General features: G+C 62.2%; 3 protein-coding genes. All 3 read right to left on the minus strand.

The window, feature by feature from the left end:
• Positions 1 to 31: 31 nt before the first annotated feature.
• A complete protein-coding gene (locus IAE77_RS11585) occupies positions 32 to 4681 on the minus strand; it encodes a S8 family serine peptidase (protein ID WP_294226442.1) in 4650 nt (1549 codons plus the stop codon).
• Between the two features lie 70 nt (positions 4682 to 4751).
• Complete coding sequence (locus IAE77_RS11590) at positions 4752 to 5450, minus strand: hypothetical protein (RefSeq protein ID WP_294226445.1); 699 nt, start codon at positions 5448 to 5450, stop codon at positions 4752 to 4754.
• A gap of 36 nt (positions 5451 to 5486) precedes the next feature.
• The gene (locus IAE77_RS11595; RefSeq protein WP_345780978.1) at positions 5487 to 18170 is read right to left on the minus strand and encodes a CARDB domain-containing protein; all 12684 of its coding nucleotides are present in this window, start codon (positions 18168 to 18170) and stop codon (positions 5487 to 5489) included.
• Positions 18171 to 18284: the final 114 nt, after the last annotated feature.

Consider the following 18284-nt stretch of genomic DNA (forward strand, 5'->3'; position numbering starts at 1 on the left):
TTCTCATCGTTTCCCGTTCGCGGTTTAAACGTTACCTGCGCTGCACTTTGAGCCGCATGAACTGGCGCGGCGCGATTTCGAGCGGCTGGGCGGAGGAGACTTCGAGTGTGTCGGCGGTGTCGAGCAGGGTGACGGTGTGGGGATCGCCGCTCTGCCAGGTGGCGAGGTCGGTGGAGACCTGCACGATGTAGTCGAGGTCCTGGCGGATGCCGCCGAGGCGGTTGACGCTGAGCACGAGGTAGCGCTTGCCGTCGATGAGCTCGACGGTGGGCACGGAGAAGAGGCTGGTGCTCTGCGCGGCATTGCCGATGAGCTCAATGCGCTGCGTCGGCAGGCTGGAGGAGCCGTAGCGCTGCTTCGGATCGAGGCCAAGGGCGTATTTGAGCAGGTTCGGGATGCCATCGCCAGCCGGCGTGGCGAGGTCACCGACGATGCTGTCATTGAGCAGCTCGGAAAAGGTGAAGTGCTGGAGCTGCCAGGAGTCGCTCGTGTTGCCAGTGCCGAGCGTGGAAAGTGTGGTGGAGGTGCCGCCGAGTCCGATGACGGGCAGCGGTACATTCGACCACGAGTAGCCATCGCCGAGTGCGCCAACACCGGTGGAGTCCGTGCCCCACACCCACAGGCCGCCGTCGCCACGCAGCGCATGTACGCAGCCGCGTGTGTATTCGACGCGGGAGACATTTGAGATCCCGAGCACGGGCTTCGGGAAGTCGCCCGCATCATCCACCGGCGCGAAACCGTCCGCCAGCACCCACACACGGCCGTCATTGCCGACGAAGAACGCCCCCGCTGCGGCGATGCGTGTGACAGGCGGCATTCCGATGATCTGCGTGGGCGTGAGGGGGTAGTCGGTGCCGCTCCAGGCCCACACGGTGCCATCGTTCTTCAAAGCGAACACGCCCTGCACGGTGGCGGTGATCTGGGTGACACTGGCAAGGCCCGGGATGAGCAGTGGGGTGCTGCTGCTGACGATTTCTTGATTGCCGAGCTGGCCCTCTTCATTAAATCCCCAGCCAAACACCGCGCCGTCACTTTGCCGGATGGCGAAGCTGAAGGATCGCTGCGGATCATTCGCGTCCGGCGTGCAGGCGAAGACTTTGTGGATGCCGGTGAGGCCGCTGACGGGGACTGATGTGCTGCTGTCCGTGGTGCTGCCGTTGCCGAGCTGGCCGGACTCGTTTTCGCCCCATGCACGCACGGTGCCGTCCGCGAGCGCGACGAGGAAGAAGGCATTGCTGCCACCGGCTGCGGAAACATCGACGGCCGTGGTGATGCCGGGCACGGTCGCGGGTGTCGAGCCCCAGGTCCACACAGCGCCGCCGGTCTCCAGGCCGATGCGTTTGTTCGTGGAGGTGTCGATTTTGATGAAGTCGGGATATGTGTAAAGCCGCCGCGGTGTCTGGCCGTACAGCTCCGGCTGGTTGGCACCTGCGGCCTGATTTTGCACCGTGCCCCATGCGAAGAGCTGGTTGCTGGCGTTCGTCGCAAAGCCGGAGTAGTCGCCGGTGAAGAGGCTCGTGTAGGAACCGGGAGGCGCGATCTGTGTGGGGAGAGCGCGCACACGGCCCTGTCCCTGGCCGAGCGTACCGTATTGATTGTCACCCCAGGTGTAAACGATGGCGTTTTCCGTGATGACGGCCACGGTGCCGCCTGCGAGGCCGCCGCTGGAGCAAAACAAGGCCGCGCCAGCCTCCGCTGGCAGATTCACGAGTGCGGGGGTGTCCGCAGTGACGAGTGTTTCGATGCCGGAGCCGAGCTGGCCGGTGTAGCCACGCCCCCAGGTGAAAACACGGCCGTCCGTGCTCACTGCGACGGCATTCCATGTGCTGGCGGAGATGACAGCGATGTCTGTGAGCGAGGCGAGCAGCACCGGCGTGGCCGTTTGGGTCATGCCGCTGGGCTTGCCCCAATAATAGACGCTCCCACCCTCGGTAACGGCATACGAGTCTGCTCCACCTGCGGCGATGTAGCGAATGTCCGCAGGCAGACCAGTCACCTGCACGGGCGTGTTGATGAAGCCCGAGGTGCTGCCGTTGCCGAGGCGTCCGTTCTCAGCATTTCCCCAGGCCCAGACGGTGCCGTCGGCTTTCAGCGCGAGCTGATGCTGGTCTCCATCCACGGCCATAAGCACCTGACTGAGGCCAGTGACCTTCTCCGGCGGAAAGATGTCATCATAAAGGGTCCACACATCACCATCCGCATCCACGGCGTAGGCACCGCAGATCCACACGATGTCGGTGAGGCCTGGAATCTGCACCGGTGTGTCGATGGCCGTGAACTCCGAATCCTCCCCCCAAAACCACACGGAGCCGTCGCTGCGCAACGCATAGGAGCGAGTACTGCGTGCGGCGACCATGCGTGCGTCTGTGATGTCCGCCACCTGCACGGGACGGTAGGAGGCGTTTTCCCTCAGCCAACCGGTCCCGGAGAGGTATGTGCCCGCAAGTTGGCCTCCGAGCGAGGAGCCCCAAGCCCAAACCTGTCCCTGATGAATGGCGAGCACGTGCACGCCATAGTCACTGCGAGAAACGGCGAGGCTTCCGGTGAGACTCATGGCGGAGGAGAGAGCGTTGGTGCTGTCGAAGCCGCTGCTGCCAGTGCTCCCACCGCTGGCGACGAGCACGGGTTGGTAAAGGCGGTCGATCATGCGGGCGATGTTGAGCCTTCCGCCGCTGACACATTTCGATTTTAGCGAAGCCACCTGATCCACCTGCTCGATGAGCACCTGCCGGGCCTGCAATTCGGTCAAAGTGGGCTGCCACATGCGGATGAGCGCCACAGCGCCGGAAGCCAGCGGTGCAGCCATGCTGGTGCCATTGCGGCTTTCAAAGCCGTAGGCGGGATCGGTCGGCGTTTTCCATTTCGTGCTCCAGATGTTGCTGCCAGGTGCGTAGAGATCGAGGTTGAGCGCGCCGTAATTGCTCCCAAGACCACCGGACCAGACCGCGGAGGCATCCGCCGTGTCTGACGCACCCACGCTGACGATGAAACCACTCGGCAGACATGCGGGATACACCGGAAGCCGGTCGATGTTGGCCTGGTTGTTGCCTGCTGCGGCGATGTGCACGATGCCGCTAGGTTTTGGCCTCACTGGGTTGCTGAAGGTGAGTGCTCCCGCCGTGGCTGAAGTCGTGGTGAAGTCACTGAGCGTGATGCTGCTGCCGTTGACGATGGTGATGATGGTTCCCGTGGGGATGCCGCTGCCCGCGATGGTCATGCCGAGCTTCATCTTGGCGATCTCCGTCGAGGTTCCAGCGACTGTGAGGACGTTCACTCCGGCACCACGGGTGCTGGTGATGCCGGAGGGCAGGGGATCACTCGTGACAGTGGGGTTGTTGATCGCATTCAGCATGGCCAGGCTGTAAGCGCTGCCACCCCAGGAGTGATTGGCCACAGCGACGCGGCGCGTGGAGTTGTTCAGCGTGCGGATGTAATCCATGGCCGCCACGGCCGCGGAGTAGGTGCCGTAGGTGCCGGTGCCGAGCGCCTTGATGATGCGCAGCGGCAGGATACGCACGCCCCAGCAGACGCCGGCGGCTGCTTTTGCGTTGCCATCCGCGCCGCCGGCATTGTTTCCAACTGCACCAATGAGGCCGGCGACATGGGTGCCGTGACCGACATCGTCCTGGGCATTGTTGTTGTCGTCCACGAAGTTCCAACCGCGCACGTCGTCGGCTTTGCCACTGGCGTCGTCGTCCGTGCCATTGGTTTCGAGGCCGTTGCCACTTTCATCAGGATTGACCCAGATGTTGGCGATCAAATCGGGATGTGTGAGGTCCACACCCGTGTCCACAACGGCGACGATGGTCTTGTTGGCGATGGTGTTGTTCTTTGGCTGGCGCACGACATCCCAGGAGCGCGGAGCCATGATTTTCGGCAGGTGCCACTGCTTGCTGGTGTCTGTGGTGCTGGTGGTGAAAAGAGACGGGGAGAGATTGTTCTCATTCGGCAGCGTGTCCGCTCCGCGCAGCAGGAAGTCCGGCTCGGCGAACTGGATCACCTCCTTCATCTGATTGAGCGCCAGCACGGCACGCTCGATGGCCATGTCTCCCTCGTCGGGCACGGCGACGAGATAGAGGCCGGTGGAGGTGATGCTCCCGATGATGCGCGTGCCATTGGGCAGGGCGGCCTCCAGGCGCTCACGGCTGACGCCGCTCCGGGCCTGCACCATGAGATGATCGGCGACCATGGCATTCTCCCAAAGGACTGCTGGCTCAGCCTGCACTGCGGCCACTTTGGCCTGGGTGTCGAGCCGAATCACGCGATCGATGCGGACAAGCGGATAACGCATCGCGGCAATGTGATAGACCTCGCTACGGCGCTCCAGATGTGTGTGCGCGGGAAGCTGCAAGTTACGACGCAGGTCCACTTCCCACGTCTGAGGCTCAAAACGGCGTTTTTCCTGCCGCTGAAGCGTTCCAAACTGCCGCAGATCGGTGAAGATCACTGGTGCCACGTGCGGCGTTTGAGGTGCTTCCGAATTCGAGGTCATTTTCACACGTGCTTCAGCCATGTGGGCCGTCGGCGGCTGTGATGACGTGGGAGAGCGGAGCTTGGCAGCGGGAGTCCTGGCGTTGATCCGGCCGTCCGCGCGAAATGTGCTTGAGGTGACTGTCTGCCAGACCAGAACACCAAGCACGGCGAGGCCGAGGGCTGTGATCAGGAGTTTCGGGCGGTTCATGAGCGAAAAGAGAAGTCAGGAAGAGGCTTGCGGCAGTTTTTCGTCGCTCGCCGGTCAGATGCTGTGAGCGTCAGGAATGCCTGCGCCGGCGTAGCAGGACGGCGCTGAGCGAAACAAAAAACAGCGTGGCAGTGCGCGATTCGGGCACTGCGGCCGTGATCAGTGTGAGGCCCCAGCTTTGCATGGTGCTCTGCCCGCCGGAGTCCATGTCTGCGACGAAAAGGGTCCAATTTCCGTTGGGATCGAGGCCGATGAAATCCGCCAGACTGGCTGTTCGCGAATCTGTGTCGATCACGAGCGCCGGGTCCGTCGTTCGTGCATCGGTGGACCAGCGGCCGCTGAGAGGACCTCCCAACGAGGTGGTGTCGTTTCCGAACAAAACACGACGGTAGGTGTGAATGTCTCCCGATGAGGTGTGATCATCGGCCAGCACCACATTGAGCCCGCCGTCAGCATAGCCGGTGCCGTCACCAGCGCGACGGCCAACACGGTTGAGGAGCACGCTGTAGCCCGAATCATGCACCAACTGGGCAAAGAGATCGCCGTTGTAGCCACCTGTGATGTTCAGCGACACCTCGACAGCCTGGATGACACCTGTGAGGCCGCTGACGGCACGCGTGTCACTCCAACCGACGATGGAGCCGTCGGGAACCGCCGTGCCGACGGTGTAATCGTAAACGACCGTGGCGGCGAAGACTGGCGTGGAGATCAAGAACCAAAAGCCAAACACCAGCCGGAGCCCTGTTGAACGGTTGGGGGTGGAGATCATGAAGTCAATGGGTTGGTGAAGGACTGCGACATCGAATCACGGAACAGCAAGGCGGTAGAAGCGGGTGCCGACACCGGCCGCGCCGGGATCGTCGATGGAGAAGCGTCCATCGGGACCCGCTGTGCGAGTGCCGAGCGACTGCCAGATCGCCAGATCCGCCGAGTATTCGATGCGGTAGCTGCGTCCAGGAATGCCGATCAAGTCCAGACGCCGTGCCCCACCAGCAATGGTCGTCAGCGCGATGGGATTGTTCGTGGCGGCGAAGGCTGGAGAAACGGTGATCGTCACCGTGCCGGTGGTGGTGCCGCCGAAGCCATCCGACAGGGTGTAGGTGAAGGTATCCGTGCCGTGGAAGGTGGTCACCGGCGTGTAGGTAACCTGACCGGCAGACAACATGACAGAACCACCGTTGGTTGAACTGGCACTGGACGAGCCATTCAGACTGAGGGTGAGCGGATCGCCATCGGCGTCAGAGTCATTGAGCATCAGCTTGGCTGTGGTGATCGTGGCTGCCTTGCCCTGGTCGGTGCCGGCGGTGTCGGCTCCAGCCACGGGCGCCTGGTTTGTCCGCACGGTGACCGTGAAATTGCGGGAGGCGGTGAGGGATGGCACGCCACTGTCCGCGACCTGCACATTGATCACATGAGAGCCTGGAGCCTGTCCGGGAAGGGGAGTCCAGGTGAATACGCCAGTCGTCGGAGCGATCTGTGCTCCTGCAGGAACGGTGCCGGTGAGGCTGTAGGTGAAGGTGTTTGCCGGGATGTCCGAGTCGGTCGCCGTGGCCGTGAAGGTCAGGAGCTGGCCCACAACACCTGTGCGGTCAGCGATGGCCGCGAGCACTGGCGCTGTGTTAGGACCGCTGGAGACGACGGTGGTGGTGTCTGGAGCGATGTTGGTGGTGCCCGCCTGCAACGGAGCTTTCTCGGCATTGCCCGCATTGTCACGGGCGATGCTGTAGAAGCGATACTCCGTGCCTCGCACGGCGTTGGAGAAGGTGGAAGACTTGTAGGCGACACCGTCGAGCCATTTCACCCAGGGGCCTTTGTTGGCAGAGTAAAAGACGTCGTAGTTGCGTAGGCCGGAGCCTGTGTTGTCACTGTCGTCCGCCCCGGTCCAGTTCACGACAAAGGAGGTGTTTTGCTGCACGGAGGCGAGGGTGCTGACCTTGCTGCTCGGTGGGAGGGCGTCGAGGGTGTTGGTGACGAGGTTGGTGCGGATCTTTTCGTTGCTGTCGAAGGTGATGACGGCCTCGTTGTCGAGGCGCTCCCCGGTCTTTGCGTTGGCACGCGGCTTGAGGGTGAATGTGATGCTGCCTTCACCATCATGTAGCGCATTGTTGGGCAGCAGGACACCCGTGGCGGGATTCTCCGGCTCTTCACCCGTGGCAGGGTCGATCGCGCGGATGGTGAGCTTGATGACATTTTGTGCGTTGGGTGGGGTTCCGACACGAGTGACTCCGGCAGATACATCCGCGTAGATGTTGCCAAAACGCGGCCCCATGGTGACACGTCCCTGGTAGAAGAAGCTGTCCGCTGGAGGAGTGATCTTCACGTCGCCAAAAGTGATCCCCACGACACGGAACGAGTTTGCATCAAAACGACTGTCGAGTGTGTCCTCGACGGTGACCAAGTGCGCGGCGGCTGTGGCGGTGGAGACGTTCTCGAAGAAGACCGTGTAGGAGATGGGCTGTTGGTTGCCGATGAACTTCTGAACGCCGTAACCATCGGAGCCGAGCTTTTCATTTGGATCGAGGGCGCTGACCAGGGTGATGTATTTGAACTGATCGACGACGGAGAAGCTGGCTCCGAACTCGGCCGGCAAGGTCCACACCGCATGCAGGTCCTGCGGAATGCCCGTGCCTGAACGCAGGGCGGTGTAGCCAGGGCACAGTGCCTGCGGCCGTGCGCATCCCAGGGTGGTGGCGAGGTTCAAGACGAGATCCAGAGGACTGGACCAGCCGTGAGTGCCGATGACCTCCTCGGGGATCGCCACGGTGGCTGCCGGCAGGACGGTGGAGAGCCACCAATCCCGTTCCTCGACCACTTGACGCACCAGCGAGTCCAGTGCAGGCGAGGCCTGGGCGGCTGCAATCTGGTCATCCACGGCGGCAGCAAGCGCCACATCGAGCTGCTCGTAAGTCAGGACGCGTGCATTCGCCTCTAAGGGAACCTGTCCCTCGGCGAGTCCCGTGACAGGACGGAGGGTGACCTGGAGGCCGCGTGAGGTCTCGCCGGGACCGATGTCACCCGTGATGGCGGTGAAGGTCATCATGCCGTCCGCATCAGGCCGGAGAGCGACAGCCTGCGCGTACTGGCTGGTGATGGCACTGGTGAAGGCACCGATCTGCGCGGCAGGGGCACGCAGACGGAGGAGGACACGCTCCACATCGTTGTTGGAGTTGTTGGTAATATAGGCCGTGTAAATGCCACGCGTGTCCTGTTTGACGAGATCGGGGCCGTCGATGCGGATTTCCACCGGTGCCGAGACCGCTTCGTCGATGGTGAAGGAGTCAGCAAAGGTGCGCAGGCCGCGAGTGGGCGAGTCGATGCGCAGGCTCCACAGGCCGAGTTCTGCCGCGTTGAGGTTGAACCGGGCACGCAGCATGGTGCTGGAGACACGGGTGACGTTTTCCGCGACAATGTCCGGGAACCCGGCGCGGTAGAGCACGGCGGTCGTGTCGTTGGTGTAGCGACCGCCGTTGATCGTCAGAGTCAGGCGTCCGCCATTGCCAGCACGGACTGGGGAGATGGAACGGATGCCATACTGTTCGAGGCTGGCTGTCAGGGTGTAAGTGGCGGAATTGTTCGTGACGATGTCTCCACGCACCAGGATGTAGTACCAGCCTTCCTGCGTCGTTGGCACGGTGATGACCTGATCCGGGGAGAAGGGGGAAGGATAGAGGAAATCGTAGTTTCCACGGTCCGGCACGGCTCCATAACGGACAAAAAGTTCGTTCGAACTGTCTGTGGAGGCGCTGTCGAGCACGATGCGCAAGTCTTCATCGGCCGCGACATAGACTTTGTAGAAATGCTGCGTCCCGGTGGAGAGTTGCGACGGGTAAGGCGTGCCAAGAGCAAGCTCAGTGGCATCAATCGTGATCGTGGAAGAGGTGCCGCCAGACACGCCGGTGTTGTTGCCATCGTTGCCTTCGAGGACATTGTTGCGGATGTCAGCACGCACGATGACACGGTAGCTTCCCGGCAGCACACCAGGCAGCACGGCCGTGCTGGTGCCGGTGTAGGAGGCGGAGGCGGCGAGCGGCCCGGAGCGGTTCACACGATCCACGAGCACGTCATTGATGTCCCAGACATCGTCGGCAGAAAGATATACGGCGTCACTCCAGGTGCCGTTGGCGGGATTGGAGCCGATGTTCTGGACGACCCAGGTGATGACGGCGGGTTGGCCGGGCACGCCTGTTGCCGGAGGTGTCACAGAATTGACAACCAGATCCGCAGGCGGGGGTGTTTGCACGGTGATCGCCGTGCTGAAGGCGGTGTTGTTGAGTTCATCCGATTCGGTCAGCGCCTTGTTCCGGTCAGCGACGACGATGAGGTAATAGCTCCCACTGATTCCCGTCGGCAGTGTGAAGGTGGAGTTTTGAGTGTAGCCGCCGCCAATTGCCAGACCACCGCTGCGCGAGACAAAGCCGATCTGCGGATCGTTGTCGTCGAGAATCTGGTCGCGAGAGATGTAAGCGTAGTCGGTCCAGGACACGTTACCAGTAGCGGCCGCCCCCGGATTGCTGACCGTCCAGGAAACGCTGACGGGAAGTCCTGCGGAGTAGGGAGCGGACGAGGTGACCTGGACACTGCCATTCTGGATTTCCAGGTCGGGGTAGGGGGAGAGTGTGATGGCGACCGGTGTGGAGAGATAACTGGTGTTGTTACCGTCGGACGAGCCTTCAAACACCGATGCATCGGCATCGGTGACGACAAACACATAGCGCGTGCCGTGAATTTCCCGCGGCACCTGGAAGCTGCCGGTGGCCGGGTAAGTGGCGTTTACCTCCAGAGCTGCGTTTCTCGCCACAAAGCCGATCTGAGTCGCGGAGGACAGGCTGAACACCGTGCTCGGGGACAGATAAACGCGGTCCACCCAGTTCGTCGCTGCTGTGGGGCCTGTGCCGCTGTTGATGACGGTCCAGTCCACACTGATGTTCTGGCCGGAGTTCACCGCAGTGGGGGTGGCGCTGATGCTGTCTGGAACGATCTGGAGATCCGGAGGCATGGAGATGGCATTGAAAGTCTCAGTCGAGCGTGTCTGGTTATTGGATTCGGCAGAGCACTCCTGCACGCTGCTGCCGCTGTCCGTGGTAACATAAACATAGTAATTGCCCGAGAAGTTGAGGGGAACTCGTACCTGCTGGGCTGCCACGTAGCCGCCCGCGGCGGCCAGCACACCACTGCGGGAGAAGGTGCCCACTTGTACGGCCGTGCCTGCATTGAAGGTGGGGCTGTTGCTCAGATAAACGCGGTCGGACCAGGTGGAGACGTTTGTCGGCCCGGTTCCAACGTTCGCGACCGTCCATGTGAGAGGCATGAACTGACCGGCGACGCAGGATTCGGGCAGGTTGATCGAGATGACTTGTAAATCCGCAGGATTGGAGGTGACTGTGATTGAAGGCGGAGTGGAGATGACATTGTTTGCTTCAGCATCGAGTCCTTCGGCCTCCTCAGTGACTTGCGAACTGGAATCTGTCCGCACAAAGATGTGATACGTGCCGCTATCGCAGGCACCCAGGGTGGTGGTGATGGATTTGGTGTAGCTCTGGCCGGCGCTAAGGCCGGAGCCGTTGCCAAAAGTCCCCACCAGTGTGTCCACACCGGGATTGAACACTTCGTCAGTCGAGAAATAGACCTGATCGTTCCAACTGCTGCGTTTGGTGACGCCAACCCCCTGGTTTGTGACCGTCCAGCCAATGGTGATCTGCTGTCCTGCTTGCGCATTGGTGGTGGAAGGTGTGACGGAAGCGACGACGAGATCTGGTGGCAAATAGCTGATTTCAACGGGCGTGTCCGAGAGGCGCGTGTTGTTTATTTCTGCATTGTGGTTCGGATCAAACTCAGGCAGCGATCCGCCGCCATCTGCGACAACGAAGAGATGATAGGTGCCGGAGAGTTGGTCGGGCAGCGTCACCGTGGCGCTCCGTGTGTAGCTGGTGCCTGATGCCAGGCCGTTTGGTCGCCCGAACGTGTTCAGCAGGGTGTCCGTGCCCGTGTTGAGAACGTTGTCAGAGGAAAGATAAACGTAGTCGCTCCACCCCGTGCCGCCCGTGCTGCCAGCGCCTTCGTTCGTCACAGTCCAGGTTAATGGCATCGACAGTCCGGCCTCGGCCTGATCAGGCACGGAAACATCGTAAACCACCAGATCTGGCTGCGGTGCTTGCTCCACTTGGAAGGCCCCTGTGGCTTGGGTATTGTTTGCCTCGCCCGTGGTGTGCTCGAAGACCTTGTCATACACATCAGTGCGCACGATGAGGTAATACTGTCCCGTGGCCGTATCACGCGGGATATCGATGCTGTAACCAGAACGGGAGTAACTCGCGCCTGCAGCCAGCACGCCACTGCGTTCGATGGTGGTGATGAAGCGGTCGGTGGGTTCCCAAGTGTTGTTGGTGGAAAGGTAGATTCCCTCGCTCCAGGTGCCTTGCTCCTGCGGCACGGGACCGGTGCCTATGTTTGTCACGGCGAAGTTCAGTGGGATGCTCGTGCCGGCGTAGGCACTGTTCGGTGCGACGGCATTGGTCACCTTCAAATCCGGTGGGGGCGTCATGTTGATGGTGACGGGCCGGGTGAGCGTGTTGTTGGCGTCCGAGTCTTCGAGCACCTGCCCGCTGTCATCCGTCTTCACGATGATGAAGTAGCCGCCCTGGGTGAAACCGATGGGGACCTTGGCCGTGAGCAACGCGGTGTAGGTGTCCCCGGCACCGAGGTAGCTCACGTTCAGCGAATCGAGACGCCACGTGTCCGCACCATCGGGAAGGGCGTCCGAGGAGAGATAGACACGGTCATTCCAAGCCGAGGTGTTTGTGGAGCCCGCACCTGCATTACGGATGGTCCAACTGACCGTGATCGTCTGACCGGTCAGCACGGTCGAGGGCGCGGTGATGGATTGGACGGTGAGATCCGGCAAGGGCGGCAAGGTCACGCCGAATGACGCGGTGCTCGCAGCCCAGTTGTTTCCTTCGTTGACGCCTTCCGGCAGGTCGTTGTTTGCATCTGCCACCACGATGAGGCGGTAGGTGCCCGCCGTGGTGCTCGTGCGCGGGATCAGCACCGTTTGCGTGCGTACAGCCGTCTGACCGGACGGAATGACCGCGGAGAACGGGAAGGAGCCCAGCAGCAAATCCCCGCCGAGATTGGCGTCCGAGGAAAGATAGACCCTGTCCGTCCACGTGCCTGCCGTGGCCACCATGCCCTGGTTCATGACGGACCAGCTCACCTCAAAGAGCACATCCGTGTCCACCGACGTCAGCGGCGGCGAGACGGAAGTCACCACGAGGTCGGCGCTCGGCGGACGGGTGACGGTGAGCGTGTAGGTTTTCGTCTCCGTGCCGCCGACCGCCGTGACGAGCACGGTGATCGTGTTCGGACCGATTTCGAGCGGAATGGCGGAGCTGTTTGAGCCCGAGTTCACGCTGGCACCATTCACCTGGATGGTGGAGGTGGGCTGGAGTGCCGTGGGCCGCACGGTGATGGACGTCGTGGCGCTGGAAACCGTGGCGGCATAGCTCGTGACGGCACTGTCAAACGTGGGCGAGAGCGAGCCGGAGCTCAGCGTCAGCGCGGAAAGGCTGGCATCCGGCGTAAGGCCTGTGCCCGCCAGCAAAACATCAAAAGGAGACTCGTCCGGGTCATTGCTTTCGATCTGCAGGATGGCGCTGTGAGCACCGACGATGGTGGGGGAGAAGGTGACGCTGAAAGTGGTGCTTCCACCAGGGGAGAGGCTCGCAGGCACGGTGCCGATCGTGAAGTTCGACGCGTGCGTGCCGGTGATGCTGGCGGTGATGCCGCTGAGCGTGGTCGTGCCCGTGTTGCGCAGGGTGAAGGTCTTGCTGACGGTCTGCGTGGCCAGCACGCTGCCGATGTTCACGGTGGCGGTCCCATCCGTGAGCACCGTGCCGACCGGTTGCTCCAGGCTGATGTCCGGCGCTGGAGCCGTGGTGAAGCTGAGGATGCTCCCTTGGGCCGTTCCGTAGGCGTTGAAGACTTCCGCACGGTAGTAATAGGTCGTGCTGAAGTTCAGCCCGTTCAGTGAATGAGAGAGCGCCACATCCGCCGTGCCCGCCCCCACCGTCTGCGCTCCCACATAGGCCGCGCCGCTCAAAGTCGGTGACGTGCCAAAAAGGAAGCGCAGCGTGCCCGCCGCTCCGCCTGGATTGGCCGTGCCGCGCAGCGTCGCAGTCACTCCCGTGACATCCGTGGCCGCGACAGTCGCAGCCCCGGGCAGTTTCGGCATCTCCAGCTTCCAGAGGTCATTCAGACGCTGCTCGGCGCTGCCCGTGGCAGCGTAGCCATAACCGCCAAAGAGGAACAGATCCGTTCCTGTCCCAAAAACTGGGAAGGTCGTGAATTCCCGGCGTGCACCTGGCGCGTTGGTATTCGACGGGATACCCAATGAGCCATAGACGCCGTTGTTCTGCACATTCTGCGACCCGCGCACCCAAGCCCATTGGCCCAACGCAGGATCGTAGCACCAGAGATCGCTCAAATCGCCCGCCGAGGCACCGCTGACTCCATAGCCGTTACCACCGAACATCCAGAAACGCCCCTGCTGGTCTCTCCAAGCGCCTGCGGATGCTCGGTAGCCGGGTGTGTTCGCCGCAGCAGGAACACCCTGGGTTCCATAGATGCCATTCGGTGAGTAGCCGACACCATTCGTTGCCGTTCCACCCATCCACGCCCACTGATTGGTGGAGGGCCGGTAGCGCCAGAGATCACCCAGTTGGCCGATCATGTTACTTCCGTAGCCGTACCCGCCGAACAACCACAAATCCCCGGTCGTGCTGGTCCAGGTCGCACTCACCTGACGCGATCCCGGCGTATTCCCCGCCGCAGCCACTCCAAGCGTGCCATAGGTGCCGACCAAGCTGTTGCTCGTGCTGTTGCCGGTCATCCAGGTCCAGATGCCCGTGGCTGGATCGAAGCGCCACAAATCGTTCCGGTAGCCCGTGCTCGTGCCAGACGAGGTGTAGCCAAAACCTCCAAACAGCCAGAGATGACCCGTCGTGGGGTCTGCCCAGGTGACCGCGCCATCACGCGCACTCGGAATGTTGGCGACCGATCCCGTTCCCTGTGCGCCAATAGTGCCATTGGAACTGATTCCATTGCTGCCTCCCATCCAAGTCCAGTTGTTGGTTGAAGGGGTGTATTTCCACAAGTCGTTGAGGTAACCTGATGTGGTGCCCGTGGCGGGCAGCCCGTTGCCCCCAAACAGCCACAGATTCCCGCTGGCATCCGTCCACGTCATGCCGCGTCGGCGTCCACCTGGCGTGTTGGCGCTGTCTGCCACGCCGAGCGTGCCATACACGCCATTGACTGAACTGGTGCCATTGCTGCCCTTCAGCCAAGTCCAGAGGCCGGTGGCGCGGTCGTACTTCCACAGGTCGTTCAGATTGATCGTCGAAGTGCTGGTGGAATACCCCGAGCCGCCAAACAGCCAGAGATTTCCCTGCGCGTCCTGCCAGGTCATGGGCTCACCACGAGCACCGGGTTTCACGAGAGCGGGCAGGGGATCGCTGTAAACACCGAGGCTGTTGAAGGTGTTGGTGCCGTGAATCCACGTCCAGCCGTAACCCTCGGTCAAAACGAGATCATTGCCGTCTCCGCCGCTATAGCTGGCGTGGAAGATGTAAGTCTGGCCGCCAAACGTGGCGCTGATGGTGCCGCTCTGCGGAAGGCCGGTGAAAGTCCCGTTGATGGCGTTTGCCGACGTGTTGTTGATCACCGTGAAGGTGCTGCCCGGCGCGGGTGCAAAGCCGAGCGTCACATTCAGCGTGCGGCCCGCCGGCACGCTGTAGCCGTTGAGCGTGATCCCAGGCGTGCCCGGAGAGGACACATTCACCGTGAGGTGGCTAGTGCCGGTCAAAAGCACCTCGAAGGGATTTTCATCCCCGTCATTGCTGGCGATGCGCAGCGTGGCAGCACGCGCACCGGGCAGGCTGGGGGTGTAGGTGACCGTAAATGACGTGCTCTCTCCCGGTGCGAGGCTCGTCGCCCCGGATGCCCCCGCCACATAGTCGCCGGCTGCGGTACCGTTCAGGGTCATCGCCAGTCCACTGAGCGTGCTGGCGCCGAGATTGCGCACGGTGAACGTGCGCACCGCCGTATTCCCTGGCGCGACAATACCAAAGTCCACGGTCGAGGCACCAGCCGTCAGCGGCGCGTCGGTGGGCTGCTCCACGGAGATTTCCGCCGTGCTGTAAGTGGTGACAAAGATCTCCCCGCCCGTTGTGGTGCCGAGCGCGTTGGTGGCACGCACGCGCACATACGTCGTCGCCGTGGAGCCGAGTCCGGTGAGGGAAAGGCTGCGTGTGACAGGCGTGAATCCAGCAGGAATGACCGCGGCGGTGAATGTGCTGCCGTAGCTGTCTGTCGGACCGTAATCAATAAGCACCGTGGTGGGCATTCCCTGCGGATCGATCTCCGCGTGATAGGTGAAGGTGCTGCTGGAGACATCCGTTGCCGGCAGGGCGGTGATGACAGGCGCGGCTGGAGGCTGCACCCCACCTGTGTCAAAACGGGCAACAAAAAGGTCTCCATTCGTCCCGGCGGTGTCCACGTTCGTCAAAAGGGCCTTTCCCGCCTCCCCATTGCCAAATGTGGCCGTCGCCGGCTGGAAACTCCCCGCGAGCACCACGCTGCCGCTGGTGAGCACCGTGGCGGCGTGGAGGGTTTCCGAACCTGTTCCGCCCGCTTGTTTGGCCCCCAGCAGCGCACCGTCCGCAAAGCGGAAGCGGGCCAGAAAGAGATCGTTCGTTGAATTGGCCACGCCCGAGGCATTGGTGAGCACGGTCTGCCCTGACTCGCCCGATCCGAAAGTGGCCGTGAGAGAGCTGAAATGACCACTGACCGCGATGTCGCCGCGATCCAGCACCATGAGCGCCGTGGCAGTTTCCACAAACAAACCACCTGCCGACTTGGCCCAGATCAGGTTGCCGTTCGAGGCATTCATGCGGGCGACATAGAGTTCAGCCGGCGTCGTGAGTGCCGTCAGCGTCGTTTCGCCCGGTTCTCCAACGCCGAACCGACAGAGCGCGTTCGAGAAAGATCCCGTCACGGCCAGCGAGCCGTCCGGCAGAACAGTGAGACCATAAAAAACAGGCACCGCCTCGCCACCGTTGCCGCCGAAGCGCTTCACCCATTTTAGCGTGCCGTCCACGCCCGAGAATCGAGCCAGTGCTGCGTCATTACTGCCGAAACCCGTGCTGGTGGACACTCCCGCCTCACCAGCACCAAAGGTCACCGTGCCATTCACCAGACCGTAGGCCACCACATCGCCATCAGCGAGTACGGCCATGTTATACGGTGCCTCAGCGCTCACCCCGCCGGCCGTTTTTGCCCACGCCAGCGCACCGGAGGCGTCGTATTTGACCATGAGCCATTCCTGGTTGGTGCTGGCTTTCGTGAAGTTCAGAGCGCTGTTGCTGAAAGTGAGGGATGTCACCTGCCACGGTGCCACCACGGCCAGACCACCGTCTGGAGTGCTGCGGACGAGGATGCCAGAGGACGGCTCATCGCCGGTCAGACCGCCGTAGCCGCGCACCCAGGTTCCATTCCCCGTCGTGGCATCAATCTTGCCGATGAAAACATCCATGCCGCTGAGGCCGGTGTTGGTAGCCGAGGCACCACCACCAGTGATGAACGAGGTCGAGAAACCCGCGGCCGCAAAGCCGATGTTTCCGTCTGCCGTGGCCGTCAGGTCGGACAACCAGTCGTTGTTCGTTCCACCCATGGATTTTGCCCACGCCTGGGTGCCATCCGGCTGGTATTTGATGAGGAAGACTTCCGAGCCTCCCTGTGAGGTGAGTGCCGCCGATTCAGCCGTGAAATTTCCGCTGAACAACCCGCCCACCACACAGGAGCCATCAGCCAGCACCGTGAGTGCCCGAAGCGTGTCTGAATTGGTGCCGCCAACGCTTTTTGCCCAGTCGAGCGTGCCATCCGCGCGATAGCGGGCGATGAAGATGTCCGCAAAGCCGGACGAATTCAGGCTCACGGCATCATCCCCTGTTCCCAGCGTGAAGGGAGAGGCGGTGAACATGCCCGCCACCATCATGCCACCGTCCGGCAGCGGGACGATCCGGGCGCTTTCATAGCTGTTGTTGAACACCGCGTCATTGCCGCTGCCGCCTCCGGCCTGCGCCCAGTTCAGATTGCCCGTTGCTGGCTGCCCGATGCCCATCGTGACATTCGTGGTGACGGTGTTGGATGGATTCCCGGTGGAGTCGGTGGCGTTGAAGGTCACCACCTGCGTCTGGCCGATGCTGAGCGTGACGGCCCCCGGCGCAGGGCTTTGCGTGATGGTGCCCGCGCCTGGAATGTTGTCCGTGAAGACCACGATGTGCCGCACATCCGGAAGCGGCATGCTCAGCGCACCGTTTTGACCGACATAGTAGCTCGACGGGGCACTGATGACCGGAGGCACCGTGTCCAGCGTCTCCGCACGCACTGCCATCTCAAACACAGCCTCGTCCGCGTCCGTGCAGGCGATCTCGACGACGGCGTTTTGCACCACGGGACCAGCGAGCGTCGCGGTGACGGAAAAAGTGGCCGTTCCACCGGGCAAGATAGGCAGTGTCGGGTCCGGTTTGCCCAAAACGAAGAAGCTGGCCGCCTGTGGCCCGGAAAGCGTGATGTCCGTCACATACAGGTTTCCGCTGCCGGAGTTCGTCACGGTGAAATTTCGGCTCGTGGGGGCGGACTGGCTGCCAAAGTCATGCACGCCCGTGTTATCCTGCCGCTCGGTTCCTGCGGTGCCTGTTCCTTCAAAAAGAGCGATCTCCGGCTGCAACGCCGGGTCATACACCCAGAGTTCCGCGCCGATATCCAGCCCCGTGGCGGCGATGTAGAGTTTGCCACCCAGGCTGGCAAAGGCGGAAGGGTTCGAGCTGGTGGTGCCGGAGGCAATGTCAGCCACCTGCCGGGTGCCGTCTGTGGTGCCGTCCGTCACCCAAAGCTCCGCACCATGCGCATCTGTGAATGCGCGGAAATACACCAGCCCGCCATGCTCGAAGAAGGTCTGCGGTGAGGAGCCGCTCGCGCCCGCTCGGATGTCCTTCACCAAAACGGTTCCCTCTGCCGTGCCGTCGCTCTTCCAAAGCTCCCCGCCCGTGCTGCCAGTATCCGCAGAGAACCACAAAGTGCTGCCAATCAGGGTGAGGAAACTGATGCCGCTGCTACCCGTGGGATGGATTTCCTTCAACATCAGCGTCCCTTCCGTGGTGCCGTCAGTCACCCACAGCTCCGTGCCGTTCGTGACGTTCGTGGCGCTGAAATAGACCGAAGAGCCCATCACCGTCATGTTCCCGATGCTGGAACCCGTCGCCGCCGTGGTGTGGATGTCTTTCACCATCACCGTGCCACCGCTGGTGCCGTCGCTCTTCCACAACTCCGCTCCGTTGATGCCGTCATTCGCGGCAAACATCAGCGTGCCTGCCATGTCCACGAGACTGGACGGGCTGCTGCTGCCCGTGCCAGCATTGATGTCCAGGACCTGCACGGTGCCACCAGCCGTGCCATCACTTTTCCACAGCTCTGTGCCTGTGGAGGTCGTGGCAGTGAAAAACAGCGTGCTGCCGACGACCCGCAAATTCCCCGGAAAGCTGCTGGCCGT

The sequence above is a fragment of the Prosthecobacter sp. genome (genome assembly GCF_014879935.1).
Taxonomy (GTDB): domain Bacteria; phylum Verrucomicrobiota; class Verrucomicrobiia; order Verrucomicrobiales; family Verrucomicrobiaceae; genus Prosthecobacter.

Excerpts from the sequence above, each read along its gene's own strand:
- IAE77_RS11585 (WP_294226442.1), bottom strand. The coding sequence starts at position 4,681 with ATGAACCGCCCGAAACTCCTGATCACAGCCCTCGGCCTCGCCGTGCTT.
- IAE77_RS11590 (WP_294226445.1), bottom strand. The coding sequence starts at position 5,450 with ATGATCTCCACCCCCAACCGTTCAACAGGGCTCCGGCTGGTGTTTGGC.